Origin of the sequence: Microbacterium sp. Cr-K20 (assembly GCF_000708325.1) — a bacterium.
Lineage (GTDB): Bacteria > Actinomycetota > Actinomycetes > Actinomycetales > Microbacteriaceae > Microbacterium.
The window spans coordinates 1-17,383 of record NZ_JARE01000066.1 but is presented as its reverse complement, the minus strand read 5'-3'; the positions used below and the strand labels follow the sequence as shown (position 1 = coordinate 17,383).

17 protein-coding genes and 1 tRNA gene are annotated in these 17,383 nt (G+C 69.0%); 11 read left to right on the top strand and 7 right to left on the bottom strand.

Going from position 1 to position 17,383, the window contains the following annotated elements; genetic code table 11:
• Positions 1–97 precede the first annotated feature (97 nt).
• The 9 genes from GZ67_RS0116065 (at position 98) to GZ67_RS0116025 (ending at position 9,606) form a co-directional block, all read left to right on the top strand.
• Entirely contained in the window at positions 98–1,165 is a 1,068-nt protein-coding gene (locus GZ67_RS0116065; RefSeq protein ID WP_029262203.1) for an ABC transporter ATP-binding protein, read from the top strand.
• 73 nt (positions 1,166–1,238) lie between these two features.
• Positions 1,239–2,426: an extracellular solute-binding protein gene (locus tag GZ67_RS0116060; RefSeq protein WP_029262204.1), complete on the top strand. Its 1,188-nt coding sequence runs from the start codon at positions 1,239–1,241 to the stop codon at positions 2,424–2,426.
• A 73-nt stretch (positions 2,427–2,499) separates the two neighbouring features.
• Positions 2,500–3,327: an ABC transporter permease gene (locus GZ67_RS0116055; protein WP_029262205.1), complete on the top strand. Its 828-nt coding sequence runs from the start codon at positions 2,500–2,502 to the stop codon at positions 3,325–3,327.
• A gap of 7 nt (positions 3,328–3,334) precedes the next feature.
• Entirely contained in the window at positions 3,335–4,147 is an 813-nt protein-coding gene (locus tag GZ67_RS0116050; RefSeq protein WP_029262206.1) for an ABC transporter permease, read from the top strand.
• A 124-nt stretch (positions 4,148–4,271) separates the two neighbouring features.
• Entirely contained in the window at positions 4,272–5,651 is a 1,380-nt protein-coding gene (locus tag GZ67_RS0116045; protein ID WP_029262207.1) for a flavin monoamine oxidase family protein, read from the top strand.
• Positions 5,652–5,755: 104 nt separating this feature from the next.
• Positions 5,756–7,117, top strand: a complete 1,362-nt coding sequence (locus GZ67_RS0116040) for an aminotransferase class I/II-fold pyridoxal phosphate-dependent enzyme (RefSeq protein ID WP_029262208.1) — start codon at positions 5,756–5,758, stop codon at positions 7,115–7,117.
• 11 nt (positions 7,118–7,128) lie between these two features.
• Positions 7,129–8,364: an aminotransferase class I/II-fold pyridoxal phosphate-dependent enzyme gene (locus GZ67_RS0116035; protein ID WP_029262209.1), complete on the top strand. Its 1,236-nt coding sequence runs from the start codon at positions 7,129–7,131 to the stop codon at positions 8,362–8,364.
• 13 nt (positions 8,365–8,377) lie between these two features.
• A tRNA-Cys gene (locus tag GZ67_RS0116030) sits at positions 8,378–8,448 on the top strand.
• A gap of 45 nt (positions 8,449–8,493) precedes the next feature.
• Positions 8,494–9,606 (top strand): DegT/DnrJ/EryC1/StrS family aminotransferase, encoded by a 1,113-nt coding sequence (locus GZ67_RS0116025; protein WP_029262210.1) that lies wholly within the window; start codon positions 8,494–8,496, stop codon positions 9,604–9,606.
• A 21-nt stretch (positions 9,607–9,627) separates the two neighbouring features.
• On the opposite strand, the gene GZ67_RS0116020 is transcribed toward GZ67_RS0116025, so the two are convergent.
• Positions 9,628–10,479, bottom strand: a complete 852-nt coding sequence (locus tag GZ67_RS0116020; RefSeq protein WP_029262211.1) for a helix-turn-helix transcriptional regulator — start codon at positions 10,477–10,479, stop codon at positions 9,628–9,630.
• A 121-nt stretch (positions 10,480–10,600) separates the two neighbouring features.
• On the opposite strand from GZ67_RS0116020, the gene GZ67_RS0116015 reads away from it, so the two are divergent.
• Positions 10,601–11,146, top strand: coding sequence for a carboxymuconolactone decarboxylase family protein (locus GZ67_RS0116015; protein ID WP_029262212.1), 546 nt, complete (start codon positions 10,601–10,603; stop codon positions 11,144–11,146).
• A gap of 55 nt (positions 11,147–11,201) precedes the next feature.
• On the opposite strand, the gene GZ67_RS0116010 is transcribed toward GZ67_RS0116015, so the two are convergent.
• The 3 genes from GZ67_RS0116010 to gabT form a co-directional block, all read right to left on the bottom strand.
• A complete protein-coding gene (locus tag GZ67_RS0116010; protein ID WP_029262213.1) occupies positions 11,202–11,942 on the bottom strand; it encodes a glutamine amidotransferase in 741 nt (246 codons plus the stop codon).
• Positions 11,939–12,949, bottom strand: a complete 1,011-nt coding sequence (locus tag GZ67_RS0116005) for a type I glyceraldehyde-3-phosphate dehydrogenase (protein WP_029262214.1) — start codon at positions 12,947–12,949, stop codon at positions 11,939–11,941. Before GZ67_RS0116005 ends, GZ67_RS0116010 begins: the two co-directional genes overlap by 4 nt.
• Positions 12,950–13,012: 63 nt before the next feature.
• Entirely contained in the window at positions 13,013–14,350 is a 1,338-nt protein-coding gene (gabT, locus tag GZ67_RS0116000; RefSeq protein WP_029262215.1) for a 4-aminobutyrate--2-oxoglutarate transaminase, read from the bottom strand.
• 77 nt (positions 14,351–14,427) lie between these two features.
• Here gabT and GZ67_RS0115995 point away from each other — a divergent pair, with 77 nt between their 5' ends.
• Positions 14,428–15,207: a YggS family pyridoxal phosphate-dependent enzyme gene (locus tag GZ67_RS0115995; protein ID WP_136025861.1), complete on the top strand. Its 780-nt coding sequence runs from the start codon at positions 14,428–14,430 to the stop codon at positions 15,205–15,207.
• Positions 15,208–15,229: 22 nt separating this feature from the next.
• On the opposite strand, the gene GZ67_RS0115990 is transcribed toward GZ67_RS0115995, so the two are convergent.
• The 3 genes from GZ67_RS0115990 to GZ67_RS0115980 form a co-directional block, all read right to left on the bottom strand.
• Positions 15,230–15,436: a CDGSH iron-sulfur domain-containing protein gene (locus GZ67_RS0115990; protein WP_029262217.1), complete on the bottom strand. Its 207-nt coding sequence runs from the start codon at positions 15,434–15,436 to the stop codon at positions 15,230–15,232.
• Positions 15,433–16,488, bottom strand: a complete 1,056-nt coding sequence (locus tag GZ67_RS0115985; RefSeq protein WP_029262218.1) for an iron-containing redox enzyme family protein — start codon at positions 16,486–16,488, stop codon at positions 15,433–15,435. Before GZ67_RS0115985 ends, GZ67_RS0115990 begins: the two co-directional genes overlap by 4 nt.
• A gap of 160 nt (positions 16,489–16,648) precedes the next feature.
• Positions 16,649–17,383 (bottom strand): endo alpha-1,4 polygalactosaminidase (locus tag GZ67_RS0115980; protein ID WP_029273942.1); only part of this gene is annotated, 735 nt, incomplete at its 5' end.

Below are 17,383 nucleotides of genomic sequence, written 5' to 3'. Positions count from 1 at the left end.
GCTCACCATACCCAAGAAACTCGCTGTTGACATATTACCTCTGGGTTTATATGTTTTGGGGAATCTTCCGAGTTCGACGATGACCGAGGAGCGCGAGATGATCGCCACGGCACCCGCAGCACCCGCAGCCTCAGAGGCCGCCCGCCCCGACGGGACGGTGACCCTGAGCGGCGTCACGAAGTCGTTCGGCGAGTTCACCGCCGTCCGCGACCTCGACCTCGAGGTCGCCTCGGGCGAGTTCCTGTCGATGCTCGGTCCGTCGGGCTCGGGCAAGACGACGGTGCTGCGCATGATCGCCGGGTTCGAAGACACCACCTCCGGCAGCATCCGCCTCTCCGGCGTCGACGTGACCAGGACCCCTCCGCACGCCCGTCCGGTCAACACCGTCTTCCAGGACTACGCGCTGTTCCCGCACCTGACCATCGCCGACAACGTCGGGTACGGTCTCCGCGTCCGCGGCGAGGGCAAGAGTGCCAGGGCCGCTCGGGTGCAGACCTCGCTGGAGCAGGTGCGCCTCGACCACGTCGCCGACCGTCTGCCGCACCAGCTCTCCGGCGGGCAGCGGCAGCGGATCGCCCTGGCCCGCGCCCTCATCCTGCGCCCCCAGGTGCTGCTGCTCGACGAACCGCTCGGTGCGCTCGACAAGCAGCTCCGTGAGCAGATGCAGATCGAGCTCAAGCAGATCCAGCGCGAGGTCGGCATCACCTTCATCTTCGTCACCCACGACCAGGAGGAGGCCCTCACGCTCAGCGACCGCGTCGCGGTGTTCAACGGCGGCCGGATCGAGCAGGTCGGCACCGCACGCGATGTGTACGAGCGCCCGGAGACCGAGTTCGTCGCACGCTTCCTCGGGCTCTCGAACCTCATCGGCGGAGAGCTGGCCGAGAGCCTGACCGGCGACCGGCGGACCATGAGTGTGCGCCCGGAGCGGATGCGGCTGATCGGACCGGATGCGGCGCTCGCCGCGGGCGAGGTCTCGCTCACCGGCACCATCAGCGAGGTCGTCTACACGGGCCCCGCCACCCGCTACCTCGTCACGACCGATGCGGGCCTCGACCTCATCGCCGAACGCCCGAACGCACGCCACTCCGCCGACGACGACCTCGCCCGCGGACACCACGTCCGTGCCGTCTGGTCACCCGACCACGCGGCCCGGCTTCCCTGAAGAACCGCACGTGAAACACCGCAACACCCGAACACCTGAGAAGACAGCAGCACCGATCACGAAGGAGCGATCCATGCGTAAGAAGATCCTGGCCACCGCGGCGATGACCGCGGTCGCCGCCCTGGCCCTGTCCGGCTGTTCCACCGGCGGAGAGGAGACGCCGGCCGAAGGGGGCGGCGGACTCCAGATCGACGTTCCCGACATCGCGATGCAGGAGGAGCTCGGCGACTACGAGGGCGAGGTCAACATCGTCGCCTGGAGTGGATTCGTCGAGCCCGCCTGGAGCGACGCCTTCACCACCGAGACCGGCTGCGTCGTGAACCGCCGCGTCGCCGGCACCAGCGACGAGATGGTCCAGCTCATGCGCACCGGCGACTACGACCTGGTCTCCGCCTCGGGCGACGCGAGCCTGCGCCTGATCGCGGGCGGCGACGTGCAGCCGCTGAACCTCGAGCTCATCCCGAACTTCGGCGACGACATCGTCGAGGGCATGAAGGGTCAGATCTACGACACCATCAACGGCAAGTCCTACGGCATCCCGATCGGCCGGGGCGCGAACATCCTGCAGTACAACAGCGATGTCGTGACCGAGGAGCCCACCAGCTGGGACATCGCGTGGGAGGAGGACAGCCCCTACGCGGGCAAGGTCATCGCCTACGACGCCCCGATCTACATCGCCGACGCCGCGGTGTACCTGATGGCGCACGAGCCCGACCTCGGCATCACGAACCCGTACGCGCTCGACCAGAAGCAGCTGGATGCGGCGATCGACCTGCTCAAGCAGCAGAACGACATCGTCTCCGAGTACTGGTCCGACCCGGCCGCGCAGATCACCTCGTTTGCGGGCGGCACCACGGTGCTCGGCACGTCGTGGGAGGTGCTGCGCAAGCTCACCGAGGATGACAAGTTCAAGAGCGTGCTCCCGGAAGAGGGCTCGACCGGGTGGTCGGACGCCTGGATGATGGCGACCGAGTCGAAGAACCCGAACTGCGCCTACGCGTGGATGGACTACTCGTCTTCGCCGGAGGTGAACGGCGCGATCGCGATGAACTTCGGCATGGCGCCCGCGAACGCCGCCTTCTGCGACACCAGCGATGAGGCGAAGGCGCACTGCGACTACTTCAACGCCACCGACGAGGAGTACTTCAAGAACGTCTGGTTCTGGACGACGCCGATCGAGCAGTGCATCGACGGCCGCACCGACGTCACCTGCACGAACTTCCAGCAGTGGACGGACGCCTGGCTCTCGGTCAAGGGCTGAGCCGCATCGAGGGGCGGGTCTTCCGGCCCGCCCCTCACCTCCGCAGATCTTCCGCACCACGAACGGGATCGACATGAAGCGCCGCCTCCGCATCGCCGGGCTCCTCGCTCTTCCGATGAGCTGGCTCATCGGGATCTACATCTTCTCGCTGGTCATGCTCCTCGTGACCGCCTTCTGGATCACCGACCCCTTCACCTCGAAGGTGAAGCCCGGTTTCACGCTGCGCAACTTCGAGCAGCTCTTCGTCAACCCCGCCTACCTGTCGACGTCGCTGCGCACCCTCGGGATCGCGCTCGCCGTGACCGTGCTCGCCGTGCTCATCTCCGTCCCCCTCGGCATCTTCATGGCGAAAGTCGCCTCGCCCTGGTTGCGGGCACTCCTCGCGGTCTCGATCACTCTGCCGCTCTGGGCCGGCTACCTCGTCAAGGTGCTCGCGATGCGGATCACCTTCACCGAGCAGGGCTTCGCGAACTGGCTGCTCGCACCTCTCGGGCTCTCCGGCCCTGGCTTCAGCATCCTGACCGTCGTGCTGACCCTCACGTACCTGTGGCTGCCGTACATGGCGGTCCCGGTGTACACCGCGATCCGACAACTGCCGCCCAACCTCTTCGACGCCTCCGCCGACCTCGGTGCGGGGTCGTGGCGCACGATCGTCTCGGTCGTGCTCCCGCTCATCAAGCCCGCCCTCATCGCGGGTTCGGTGTTCACGTTCTCCCTGAGCCTCGGCGACTACCTCGTCGCCCGGTTCGTCGGCGGCGACACGCAGATGATCGGCAGCGTGATCGCGTCGAACATCAACCTGAACCCGCCGCTGGCGGCCGCCTACTCGCTCGTGCCGATCGCCTTCGTCGTCGTCTACCTGGTGAGCGTGCAGCGCACCGGTGCTCTGGAAAGGATGTGAGTCGCGCATGCTGAGACTGTCCCGCACCTCCAAGGTCGTGCTCGGAATCATCGTCGCGATCGTGCTCGCGTTCATGTACATCCCGCTCGCGCTCGTCGTGCTCAACTCGTTCAACTCCGCGCGCATCGTGAGCTGGCCGGTCACCGGGTTCTCGCTCGAATGGTGGGGCAAGGCGTTCACCAGCGAGCCGGTGCGCGCGGCTCTGCTGAACTCGGTCCTCGTCGCCTCCGGTGCCACCGTGATCGCCGTGATCCTCGGAACGCTCGTGGCCTTCGCGCTGCAGCGGTACTCGTTCTTCGGTCAGCGTGCGGTGAACCTCCTCGTGGTGCTGCCGATCGCCCTGCCCGGCATCGTCACCGGTGTCGCTCTGAACAACACGTACAACCAGATCCTGGAGCCCATCGGCATCCAGGTCGGCTTCTACGGCATGATCATCGCGCACGGCACCTTCTGCATCGTCATGGTGTTCAACAACGTGCTCGCGCGGCTGCGACGGATGAACCCCGGCATCGAGGAGGCGTCGAAGGACCTCGGGGCGAGCCCGTGGCAGACATTCGTGCTGGTGACGCTGCCGCAGTTCCGCAGCGCGCTCATCGCCGGCGCCATCCTCGCCTTCGCCCTCAGCTTCGACGAGGTGTACGTGACGATCTTCACGGCTCCTCCCGGCGTCGACACCCTGCCGCTGTGGATCATGAACCAGATGGCGCGGCCCAATGAGGCCAACGTCGTCAACGTCGTCGCGACGGTCGTCATCGTCGCGTCCTTCATCCCGGTGTGGATCTCACAGCGGCTCGGGAAGGAGGTCGACGAGCGCGGCTGACGCGGACGCGGGCGTCGTCGGATGCGGCGCTCGCTCAGATCTGGGGGACTGCAGGGGGCTGCAGTCAGGCACACAGCAGTTTTCGGTCTTCCACGATCAAAGGAGTTCGTTGATGGAAAAGCGCATGAGTGACGTCGTCTTCTCGCGGCGTGCAGTGCTGGGCGGGATGCTCGGAGCGGGCGCGATCATGCTCGTCGGGTGCGGCCCGGATGAGGCATCGCCCTCGCCGTCCGCGGGGAGCGGAGGAGGGTCCTACGACGTCATCGTCATCGGGGCGGGGTCCGCCGGTATGGCCGCCGCACGGGAGCTGATGGACGCCGGCAAGAAGGTGATCGTGCTCGAGGCGCGCGACCGCGTGGGCGGACGCCTGTGGACCGACCGCACCCTGATGAGCATCCCGCACGAGCGCGGTGCATCGCTGTGTCACGGCGGGCCGGACACCGAGACCTGGGCCTGGGCGCAGAAGCTCGGGATTGAGGGGCGGAAGTTCGAGAACAAGTTTTCCCGCTACAGCCCGAGCACGCCGTGGGTCGGCTGGGACACCCCCGACTTCTACGCCTTCCCCGAGGGCGCGCCCGCGCTCGCGGTGCCGCTGCCGGAGCCGACGGCGAAGGAGTCGGCGCTGCAGTACCTGGAGCGTCTCGGCATCGCGCCGACGAACTACCCGCTCGCGCTGCTGGGCATCCAGGTCGACACCGAGCAGTTCGCCGTCTACCCGGCCTCCGGTGTCGTCGACACGCTTACCGCCTGCCTGACGGTGTCGAAGACCGGGGTGATCGAGCCCGACGGGTACGCCGGTGACTACAAGCTGCTCGCCCCGTACGTCGACATCCTGAACGCCGTGGGGGAAGGCGTGGAGGTCCGGTTGGAGACGCCGATCGAGATGATCGACTACTCCGGATCCGGAGTGAGCGTGCAGGCGGGATCCGAGACGTTCGAGGCGGATGCCTGCGTCGTCACGGTGCCCATCGGGGTGCTGCAGAAGAAGTCGATCACCTTCTCGCCGCCGCTGGAGGACGACCGGATGGCCGCCATCGACGCGGTGAAGCAGACCGTCGCGTACAAGACCATCCTCGAGTTCGACCACCCGGTGCGCCCGGAGAGCTTCGACATGGTGAACCAGCACGACGAGGGGCCCTGCCAGTTCTGGGACGAGTCCACCGGGATGCCCGGCTACGACGGCCAGCTCATCGTGGCCTGGGACACCGGGGATCGTGCGCGGGAGCTGCTCGCGCTTCCGGAGAAGGAGCGGTTCGACGCGGCGCTCGCCGGAGTGCGCAAGCTCGCCGGCGACCAGGGGCTGAACTACGTGAACGCGTCGAACTACGACTGGCGCGACGACGAGTTCGCCCTCGGGGCGTATGCGACCGGTGAGCGGGACCAGGACACGATCTATCGGCCGGCGAACGACACGCTGTTCTGGGCCGGCGCGATCAAGAGTTCGGTCGCGAGCGCGCACTCCAGCGGGCTCGAAGCGGCGCAGGCGGTGCTGGTCGCGTCGTAACGGCGCGGGAGCAGGGGAGGAGCGGGGCCGGCGATGCCGGACCCGCTCCTCTGTCGAGCCGGCGTGACTTTGACATAGGTCAAAATCTCGAATAGCGTCGAACCATGGCACAGGCACGCGATCGCGACGACGTCTCCGACCGCATCGCGGGCTCCACCGCCGCCGAGATCTCCGAGAGCGTGCGTGATCTCGTCGATCGCGGAGAGCTCGCCCCGGGCGATCACCTCCCCTCGGTCCGGGCCCTCGCCGCCCGCCTCGGCGTCAACCGCAACACGGTGCTCGCGGCCTACCGCGCGCTGGTCACGGCGCGCATCGCGATCACGGGCGGCCGCACCGGCACGACGGTGCTCGGTCCCGCGCAGAACCCCGACGAGGGCTTCACCGCGGGGACCGTGCTCCGCGACATCGGCAGCGGCAACCCCGATGCCGCGCACCTTCCCGACCTCGTCGCCGCCTTCGCCGGTATCGAGCCCGCCCACGTGCTCTACGGCGAATCCGTGATCGACCCCGCCCTGGCCGAATGGGCCACGGAGTGGATCGCCGCCGACCACCCTCGACCCTTCCGTCTGTCGATCACCGCCGGGGCCGTGGACGCCGTCGAACGCCTGCTCGCCCAGAGCCTGGTGCAGGGCGACCGCGTCGGCCTCGAAGACCCGTGCTTCCTCTCCAGTATCCACACCGCACGCCTCGCCGGGTACACGCCCGTCGCGATCCCCGTCGACCGCGAGGGGATGACCGTCGAGGGGCTGCGCACCGCACTGGAGAGCGGCGCCCGCGCGATCGTCTGCACGCCGCGCGCACACAACCCGACCGGTGTCGGCATCAGTGCGGCGCGGGCGATGGCGCTTCGCGAGGTGCTCGCCGAGCACCCGCATGTCCTGATCGTCGAAGACGACCACTTCTCGCTGCTCTCGACGACGCCCTACTCCAGCATCATCGCTCCCACCCATCACCGATGGGCGCTGGTGCGCTCGGTGTCCAAGTTCCTCGGACCCGACATGCGCCTCGCGGTTACGGCATCCGACCCGGTCACCGCGAACCGGCTGGCCCTGCGACTCAGCCCCGGCACGATGTGGGTGAGCCATGTGATGCAGCGGCTCGCCGCCGGGATGCTGCGCGATACGGCGACCCAGAACCTGATCGCCGACTCCGGCGCGCACTATGCGGCACGCAACCGCGCGTTCGTCGCGCTGCTCGCCGAACGGGGAGTGCACGCGCAGGGTGACGACGGACTCAACGTCTGGGTCGACGTCCAGGGCGATACCGCCGAGGTGTCCCGTCGTCTCGCCCTGCGGGGCTGGCTCGCCCGCTCCGGTGCGGAGTTCGCGCTCGATCCGGACGGCTCGACGGGTGACTCGCACCTGCGCCTGACCGTGCACGACCTCGACGACGCCGACACGCAGCGCCTCGTCGACGACCTCGCCACGGCCATCGCCGGTGTCCGTGCGACGGGGGAGGGGGCGTGAGGGCGGGCGGTATGGCGGGCGCCGAGTACCGGATCGGGCGTTCCTCCCGGCTGGAGGGCGTGCTGTACGACCTGCGCGGCCCCGTCGCGGCACGCGCAGCCGAACTCGAGCGCAGTGGTGAGTCCATCCTGCGGCTCGACATCGGCAACCCGGCCCCCTTCGGGTTCGAGGCTCCGGCGGCCATCGTCGAGGCACTGCGCTCCGCGCTCCCGCACGCGCACGGCTACTCGGAATCGGCGGGTCTGCCCGAGACCCGCGAGGCCATCGCCGCGCACTACGCCCACCGCCGCGGTTTCCCCGCTCTCTCGATCGACGACATCACGGTCGGCAACGGCGTCTCCGAGCTCGTCGGGCTCACGCTGCAGGCGCTGCTGGAACCGGGCGACGAGGTGCTGATCCCGAGCCCGGACTATCCGCTGTGGACCGCATCGACCGTGCTCTCCGGAGGGCAGCCGGTGCATTACCCCTGCGTCGAGTCCGACGGCTGGATGCCGGATATCGCGGCTATGGAGGCGCTGATCGGCCCGCACACCGCGGCGATCGTGGTCATCAACCCGAACAACCCGACGGGGGCGGTGTACGGGCGCGAGGTGCTCGAGCAGATCGCCGAGCTCGCGCGACGACACGGGCTGCTGCTGCTCTCCGATGAGATCTACGACCGGGTCGTCTATCCCGGGTTCGAGCACCTCTCCACCGCCCAGATCGCGCCGGATGTCCCCTGCGTCACGTTCGCCGGGCTGTCGAAGACCCATCGCGTCGCGGGCTACCGCGCTGCCTGGATGACGGCCACCGGGTTCCATGCCGATGACCAGTTCCTCTCCGGCGTGCGACTGCTGGCATCCATGCGGATGTGCGCGTCGGTTCCCGCGCAGCACGCGATCACGGCCGCGTTGACGCAGGATGACTCGCTCGACGTGCTGGTCGCATCCGATGGCCGGCTCACGCGGCAGCGGGACGCAGCGCTCGCAGCGCTCGACGCGATTCCGGGTGTCCGCACCCAGGTCGCGGGTGGTGGGCTGTATCTCTTCCCGCGCCTCGATCCGGAGCTGCACCGCATCGCCGACGACGAACGGCTGGTCCTCGACCTCCTCGACGCGGAGCGCATCCTCCTCGTGCACGGGAGGGCGTTCAACCTGCGCACCCCCGATCATCTCCGGATCGCTTTCCTCCCCGAGACCGATGTGCTCACCGATGCTCTCCGGCGCTTCGGCTCCTTCCTGAGCGGATACTCACCGCCAGGGGGCTGAGTGCCTCCGACCCGGTGGAGTGACCGAGTGGCCAGGTCGCGGTCCGCAAGACCGTGCACGCAGGTTCGATTCCTGCCTCCACCTCAGACCGGGCTCGAGAGAGCCGACGCCGACGAAGGGCATCCCGCCATGGACAGCGCATTCATTCCCGCAGCCAAACCGCTCATCGGCGACGAGGAGGTGGCAGCTGTCGAGCGCGTACTGCGCAGCGGGATGCTCGCCCAGGGCCCGGAGGTCGCCGCGTTCGAGGCGGAGTTCGCCGACCAGTTCCTCCAGGGGCGCACGGCGGTCGCCGTCAACTCCGGCACGAGCGGGCAGCTGCTGGGCCTGATCGCATCGGGGGTGGGACCGGGAGACGAGGTGATCGTGCCGTCGTTCACGTTCGCCGCGGTCGCGAACTCCGTCGTCCTCGCGGGCGCGACCCCCGTCTTCGTCGACATCGAGCCGGTGCACTTCACCCTCGATCCGGCACGGGTACGCGCGGCGATCACGCCGCGGACGAAGGGCATCATGCCGGTGCATCTTTATGGGCATCCGTTCCTCGTCGACGAGATCGAAGCGGTGGCGGCCGAGCACGGTCTGGCGATCTACGAGGATGCGGCGCAGGCGCACGGCGCGGCCTGGCGCGGTCGTCCCGCCGGCACCATCGGCGCATTCGGGATGTTCAGCCTGTATCCCACCAAGAACATGACGGCCATCGAAGGCGGCATCGTCGCGTGCGCCGACGAGGACATCGCCCGCACCGTGCGGCTGCTGCGCAACCAGGGGATGGAGACGCAGTACGCGAACGAGATCGTCGGATACAACAACCGCATGAGCGAGGTGCACGCCGCGGTGGGACGCGTGCAGCTGCGGAAGGTCGGGGAGTGGACCCGGCAGCGTCAGCGGAATGCGGCGCTGTTGGATGCGGCTCTCGCCGGCATCGACGGGCTCACGATCCCGCGGGTCGCCGACGGCGCCGAGCACGTGTATCACCAGTACACGGTGCGCATCGCCGGGGGCGAGCGCGACCGGGTGCGAGATGCTCTGCGTGATGAGCACGCGGTCGGGGCGGGCGTCTACTACCCGATCCCCAACCATCGGCTGCCCTCGCTGCAGCGATACGCCCCCGGGGCCGACCTGCCCGAGACCGAGCGGGCGGCGCAGGAGGTGCTCTCGATCCCGGTGCACCCGTCGCTCACGCGCGAGGACCTCGACCGGGTCGTCAACGGTCTCGAGGCCGTGATGTCGGCCGGCGGCTGATCGCCGGGGTTCCGCTGCGGGTCAGGCGGCCAGGGCGAGCCACGCTCTCGGCGAATGGCCGATGCGCTGGGCGAACACCCGAGAGAAGGCCGAGGCGCTGGCGTAGCCGAGCTCCGCGGCGACGGTGCTTACCGGCATCCCGGCGCGCAGCTGCTCCTGTGCGACGGTGAGACGCCACTCGGTGAGGTGGTCCCCGGGCGATCGTCCGAGGACGTCCTTGAACCGCGCGGCGAACGCACTCCGCGACATGTTCGACCGGCGCGCCAGCGACTCCAGGTTCCAGGGATCGCCGGGTGCCTCGTGCATCGCGACGAGTGCCGGGGCGAGCCGTTCGTCCGCGAGCCCGGGAAGCAGGCCCGGTGGGAGGTCGAGGCGCTCGCTGTTGTCGAGCATCCACCGCAGCAGCTGGATCAGGACCACTTCGAACATGCGGTCGGCGACGAGAGGGCGTCCGCAGCGGACGTTGTCGACCTCGGAGAACAGCAGGTCGAGCGCCGGGGCGAGCGCGGCGACCTCATCGAGGGGCAGCACGATCGTCGACGGAAGCGTGCGCACGAGCGGATGTGTGGCCCCGCCGTCGAAGTCCAACGTCGCGCACGCGAAGTCCGACTCGTCGGTCGGCGCGTTGAGGAAGGTGTGGTCGAGCGGACGCGGGAAGAACAGCAGGCTCGGCCGCGTGATGAGCTCGCGCTCGGTGCTGCCGTCGGGGCGACGGTGGGTCACCTCCATCTCGCCGCGTCGCAGCACATGCAGGTAGCCGTGGCCGCCGCTCGCCGGGAAGACCGTCGTGCCGCACAGGGGGCCGGAGTGGAACAGGCGCGTGCGCACGCGGAAGCGCTCGAGCAGCGGAGTGAGGCGGTCGACAGAGGGCATGGTTCCAGTATCTGGACGATCAGTCAAGAATGCAAGACGTTCTGGTGCGCATCGTCCGATGATTCTCGGAAGACTCGAGGGGAGGCCGATCGGCCTCGCCCGACTAACGAAGGAGCATCACATGCCCAACGTCTCTCTCATCGAACGCGAATCGGCCACCGGACCCGTCAAGGAGCAGCTCGACCAGATCGCCGGCGCCTTCGGGACCGTGCCGGCGATGTTCCGCGCCGTCGCGAACTCCCCGGCTGCCCTCACGAGCATGTGGAGCGCATTCGGCGCGTACGGCGGCGGCACCCTTGGTGCGGCCCTCGGTGAGCAGATCGCCGTGGCGGTCGCCGACCGCAACTCGTGCAACTACTGCCTCGCGGCGCACACCGCACTCGGCAAGAAGGCCGGTCTGACGCGCGAGACGCTTGCTGCAGCACAGGTCGGCGAGTCCGACGACCCGCGCACCGCCGCGCTGCTCGCATTCGCGCTGAAACTCGTCGACGCCCGCGGACAGGTGTCCTCGGCCGATGTCGACGCGGTCCGCGCGCAGGGGTGGAACGACGAGCAGATCGTCGAGACCATCGGCCAGGTGGCGCTGAACCTGTTCACGAACTACGTGAACATCGCCCTCGATGTGCCGGTGGACTTCCCGAGCGTGGCACTGCGCCGCGCGAGCTGATCTGCCGCAGACGAAGGGCCGGGTCCGTCAGGTCCCGGCCCTTCGTCGTGCCGTCTCAGTTCGCATCGGCGTGGTGCGCCGGGCTGTCGACCTCGTCCAGCCAGGTGGCGATCGCGGCACGGGCGGCGGCCTCGAGTCGCGGGCCGTGGATCCTCGCCTGCTCGCGGATAGTGCGCGGGTCGATGCCGTGGTGGTGCAGCTCGTGCGCGTGCCCGATGAGCCAGTTCCCGATCGTGCGATGGTCGGCCTCCAGGTGGAACTGCAGTGCGAGCACGGTGTCGGTGGCGAACGCCTGGTTCGGGAAGTCCGGAGTGCGGGCGAGCTGGCGGGCGCCCTCAGGGATGGTGAAGGCATCGCCGTGCCAGTGCAGGACGGGCAGGCCGTCGAGGGGACGCAGGGGAGAGTCGAGGCCCTCGGGTGTGAGTTCGAGCGGCGCATAGCCGATCTCCACGGAGCCGGTCGGAGCGACCGCTGCTCCCATCTCCTCGGCGATGAGCTGTGCGCCCAGACAGATGCCCAACATCGGCCGGCCGTCGCGCAACCGGTGCGCGATCGCCTCCTTCGACGCGTGCAGGAGCGGATAGTGCACGGTCTCGTACACCCCGATGGGACCGCCCAGCACGATCAGCAGATCCGCGTCGTCGACCCGCTCGATGTCGATCGCCTGCACGCCGATGTCGACATACTCCACGTGATACCCGCGCTCGATCAGGAGCGGCTCGAGGATGCCCAGGCCTTCGAAGTGGACGTGCCGGAATGCGAGCGCGGTGCGCGGCGGCGAGGACGAGGTCGTCATGGAGTCCGCCTTTCTGCGACGTGTGCGACGAGTTCGGTGAGACGGTGCGAGTATCCCCACTCGTCGTCGTACCAGGCCGAGATCTTCACCTGCGAGCCGGTCGCGCGGATCAGCGTGGTGTCCAGTATCGACGAGTGCGGGTCGATGACCGAGTCCGAGACGGCGATCTCGTCGTCGGCGCAGCGCAGGATCCCCTTGAGCCGATCGTCCGCCCCTGCCTGGTACGCGGCCCGCACCTCGTCGGCGGTGACCGCCCGATTCGCCGTGACGGTGAGATGGGTGATCGACCCCCTGAGTGTGGGAGCCCGCAGCGCCGTGCCCTCGAGTCGCCCGTCGAGGTGCGGGAGGACGCGCGTGACGGCCTCGGCGGCGCCGAGGCTGCTCGCCGTGATCCTCGCGTCTCGGGTTCCCGCGGGCAGCAGGTCGGCGTGGGGGATGTCCTGGACGCAGTCGTCCACGGAGCCTGAGTGGACCGTCGTCATCAGCGCCGCGTCGATCCCGAAGGCGTCATCGAACACCTGCAGCACCGGCGCCAGGCAGAGCGTGGTGCACGAGCCGCTGGAGATCACGTGGTGCCGGTCGGGGTCGTACGATCCGTCGTTCACGCCGAGCACGAAGGTCCCGTCGTCGCCGGCAGCGGGCGACGTCATGATCACCTTCTCGGCGCCGGCGGCGAGGTGCTCCCTCGCGGCGTCCGCGCGGGCGGCCTGGCCGGTCGACTCGATGACGATGTCGACACCGAGCTCTTCCCAGGGAAGGGATCGGCGGTCGTGTGCGGAGTACACGCGGATCGCGTGACCGTTGACGAAGAGATGCCTGTCGTCATGTCGGGCCCCGGCTGTCGGCCGGCCGCTTCCCCGGTCGCTCTCGAGGAGGTCGGCGATCCCGCGAGCGCCGCGCGGGTCGTTCAGCGCGACCAGCTCCAGGTCGGGCCTGCGCGTCATGAGAAGGCGGAGCTGGTTGCGCCCGATCCGCCCGAGTCCGTTGATGGCGATCTTCGTGGGCATGGAGTTCTTTCGGGGGTGGTGAGGATCCGGAGCGATCTGTGAGGATGTTCGGTCGAACACGGATCAGGCGAGAGCCGTCAATGCGCGATCGATCACGTCCATCGCGATGTCGAGCTGCTGGTCGGTGGTGGTGAGGGTCGGCAGGAAACGGATCACGTTCGCGTCGCTGCCCGCGGTGAGGAGGAGGATCCCCTCCTGTGCCGCGAAAGCCGCAATGGCCGAGGCCGCGCCGGCCGCCGGACGCGACGTCCCGGGTTCGGTCAGCTCGAACGCGTACATCGCACCCCGACCGCGCACGTCCCCGATCAGCGGATGACGCGTGGCGAGGTCGTTCAGCTGCTGCTCGAGCCTCTCGCCGATGCGCGACGCCTCGGCGAAGAAGTCTCCGTGCTCGAGCTCATCGAAGACGGCCAGGGCGGCGGCGATGGACACCGGGTTGCCGCCGAACGTCCCGCCGAGGGTGCCGGGGTCGGCAGCATCCATGATCTCGGCGCGCCCGGTGACACCGGCGAGCGGGAGACCGGCTGCGATGCCCTTGGCGGTGAGCACGAGATCGGGCACCACGCCGAATCCCTCGCTCGCGAACCAGGTCCCCGTGCGGCCGAGGCCGGTCTGGATCTCATCCGCGATGAACACGACGCCGTTGCGGGTGCACCACTCCTGCAGCGCGGGCAGATAACCGTCTGCGGGCACGACGAAGCCACCCTCGCCCTGGATGGGCTCCGCGATCAGGGCCGCGAGGTCGGTGACGCCGATGCGCTGCTCGAGGTGGCCGATCGTGCGCTGCGCCGCCTGCTCGCCGGTGAGGCCGTCCCGGTACGGGTACGAGTTCGGTACGCGGTGGACGTCTGGCGCGAAGGGACCGAAACCGGTGCCGTACGCCGCCTTGTGGTTCATGGCGAGGGCGAGGTTCGTGCGCCCGTGGAAGGCGTGGTCGAGTGCGGCGACCGCGCGGCGGCCGGTGTGTCTGCGGGCGATCTTGACCGCGTTCTCCACGGCCTCCGCTCCGGAGTTGGCGAAGAAGGAGCGCTTCTCGTGCTCGCCGGGAGTCTTCTCGGCGAGGCGCTCCGCGAGCCGCACGTATCCCTCGTAGGGGGTCACCGTGAAGAGGGTGTGGGTGACCTGCTCGAGCTGCGCGGCCGCTGCGGCGATGGCGGCGGGATTCCCGTGGCCGATCGTGGTCACGCCGATACCGCTCCCCAGGTCGAGGAAGCGGTTGCCGTCGACGTCGGTCACCCACGGGCCGTCGGCATGGTCGATGTAGATCGGGAGCACGCTGCCGACCCCGCGGGCCACGGATCTCTGACGCCTCTCGTGGATCGCACGGCTCCGCGGCCCCGGCACCTCGGTGCGCAGGGAGGGGGCGGATGAGCGGCCGGAAAGCACGTCGAGCGGGGACATGGGGCTCCTGTCGGGTGTGGCGCGAGGCGATCCAGCCTCACATCAGATCGACCTAAGACTATGTTAGCCTTTGGCCTATGTCAAAAATGGAACGGCCGGACGGGGCCGACGATCGATACCCCACGGCGTTCACCGTCGAAGACTTCCGCTCCAACATCGCAGCGGTCCGCGCACGCATCGACGAGGCGGCCCGTCGCGCGGGGCGTCACCCGCACGACATCACGCTGCTTCCGGTGAGCAAGACCGTCCCCACCGAGCGCGTCCGGGTCGCGATCGAGTCGGGCATGCGGCTGCTCGGAGAGAACAAGGTGCAAGAGGCGGTGCGCAAGCACGGCGAGACGACCGACCTCGACGTGTCCTGGTCGATCATCGGACATCTGCAGACCAACAAGGCACGGGACGTCGCCACCTTCGCCACGGAATTCCAGGCCCTCGACCGGTTGCGTGTCGCCGAGGCGCTCGATCGGCGCCTGCAGGCGGCAGGACGCAGCCTCGACGTCTTCGTGCAGGTGAACACCTCTGCCGAGGATTCCAAGTTCGGGATGCCGCCGGAGGAACTCCCCACGTTCCTCGAGGCGCTGCCCTCGTATCAGAGCCTTCGCGTGCGTGGACTCATGACGCTCGCCATCCTGACGCCCGACGAGCACCGTGTGCGTGAATGCTTCTCCCTCCTGCGCACACTGCGAGACCAGGCCAGAGAAGACGCCCCCGACCTGATCGGCACCGGCGAGCTCTCGATGGGGATGTCGGGGGACTACGAGATCGCCGTCGAGGAGGGGGCGACCTGCGTGCGCGTCGGACAGGCGATCTTCGGCGCCCGTGCCCTGCCCGACAGCTACTACTGGCCGGAGGACTGACCCGACGACGTCGGCGCGGCGATCAGTCGTCGGTGCGGAAACCCGCCGCCTTGTGGGTGCCGTCGCAGAACGGCTTGAGGGTCGAGAGCCCGCAGCGGCACAGGGCCACGGTGCGGCGATGCGGCTCGATCGGCTCACCGTCGGCGGTGCGCAGTTCGACGTCGCCGCGCACGAGCAGCGGTCCGTCGGGATACGGCGTGATCGACGGCGGCTCGGTTCGGGCGCTCATGACGCCACCCGCGGCCGGAGCGACGAGGTGCCCGCCTGCCAGGACTCCAGGATGTGTTCGCCGCCCCAACCGTCCACCGTCAGGCACGCCGCCGCGCCGAACAGGATGTCGGGCAGCAGCTCGGGGTGGTCCTCGGCGAGGCTCCCTGCGAGGTCTCGCGCGGCGATCTGCTCGTGCACCGCATCCGCCTCGACGTGCTCCTCGAAATAGGCCGCCACATCCGGGTCGAACCCCAGACGATGCAGGCCGTCGGCATACAGGCGGCAGGGGATGGACGAGGTCATCTCGAATGCGGCCAGGTGCCCGACGATCGCGCCGACGAGGCGGCGGTTGAGCCCGAACATCGACATCATGTTGTGCGAGGCGAGAGTGATCGCCGGCACATCGTCGACGTACGCCCCGTACGTGGAATCGAGGCCCGCGGCACGCATCGCGCGGGCGAAGAGCTCGGCATGCACGCGCTGCGGTCGTCCGCCTCCGTACTCGTCCGACTGGATCTCGACGAGGGCGGCCTTGGCGCGTCCCTGCAGGCGGGGGATGGCCCAGGAGTGCGGATCCGCCTCGCGCAGCGTGTACACCGAGCGCTGGATGAGGGTCTCCTCCGCCTGCTCCCTGGTGGCCTTCTTCGCGATGTGCCGCGAGAGGCTCGGTCCCGTGTCGGCGGCGGCCAGGGCGAAGAGCGCGCGGCCGACGGCGTCCACGGTCGGCTCGGGAGACTCCGGCATCGGCACCCTCGCGCGCAGCGCGCTCTCGAACGCCTCCTCGAGGATCCGGCGGGTGGTGAGAAGGGCGGGGTCCCACTCCAGGTCGGCATCGAGCTGCGGGAGCGATCCGTAGGACGAGGCGTAGAGGACGAAGAGCGCGAGCTGGATGTCGTCGTCTCGCACCACGTCAGCGCTCGCCGCCACGGCAGCGGTCGCGAGGCCCGTGTGGTCGGCGGCAGCGGCGTCGTCGTCGCCCGTCAGGTGCGACATGACGGCGTGACTCAGCGGCCCTCTGTCGACGAAGGGGAGGGTTGCGGCCGGGGCGGATGCCGGGGCGGATACGGTCATGAAAAGGGCTCCCATCGGTGCGATGCTTCGCATCCTGCCCCGTGTGGATCATCCGCTCCAGGGACTTGACGCAGACGGGCGTGCAGGGCATACACGGGGCCTCGGGCCACGGACCAGCTATCGACAGCTCGCGCAGACGGCGCTGGGGGCCGGCTCGCCGTCAGCGACAGGTCTCGAACACGTAGGCGTCGTCGGTCGGGGTGACCAGGTCGCGGTCACGGAGCACCATCGATGCCGGGGAGCCGTCGTCCGCACACATCTCGGCGAACGGGTGGGGCAGCTCGTCGGCGTACTCGATGTCGATCACGTGATCGCCATAGACCGCCGCGTAGGCGCCGCACTCGACGTAGACAGCGCACTCCTCGGTGACCGCGAAGTCGAACCCGGCCTGGTCGTGCAGCACCGCCGCATCCTCGGCCGTGTTCTTCTGCCCAGCCGCGAGGCCGGCCGTATGGGCCGCATCGACGAACAGCGTGGCCAGCGCCAGGTTGTCGTCGAACGAGAGCGCGCCGTCCGACCGGGTGTGCGAGTCGAGGTTGTCGAACTCGACGGCGTCGAAACCGTCATCCGCGCACCCCTCGATCCACGGGATCACGGTGGCGGCGATCCGGTCGCGGCGCTCGGCTATGGAGGTGTCGAGCAACGCCTCGTCGGGCCAGTCCGGGTCGAAGACCACCTCGCCGTCGCGCTGGAGCAGCAGGTCGCGGGGCCAGGAGTCGAGTTCGTCGGGCTGTGTCTGGAACCCGTTGACGTAGCAGATCGAGTACACGCCCTCAGCCGGCTCCGCGCTCCGGTCCCGGCCGACGATCCCGACCTCGGACGCCGGTTCGTACGCACCGCCGAGCTGGTAGTCGGGGGTCGCGCCGGACGGCGGAAGGCTGAACGACGCGGCGGG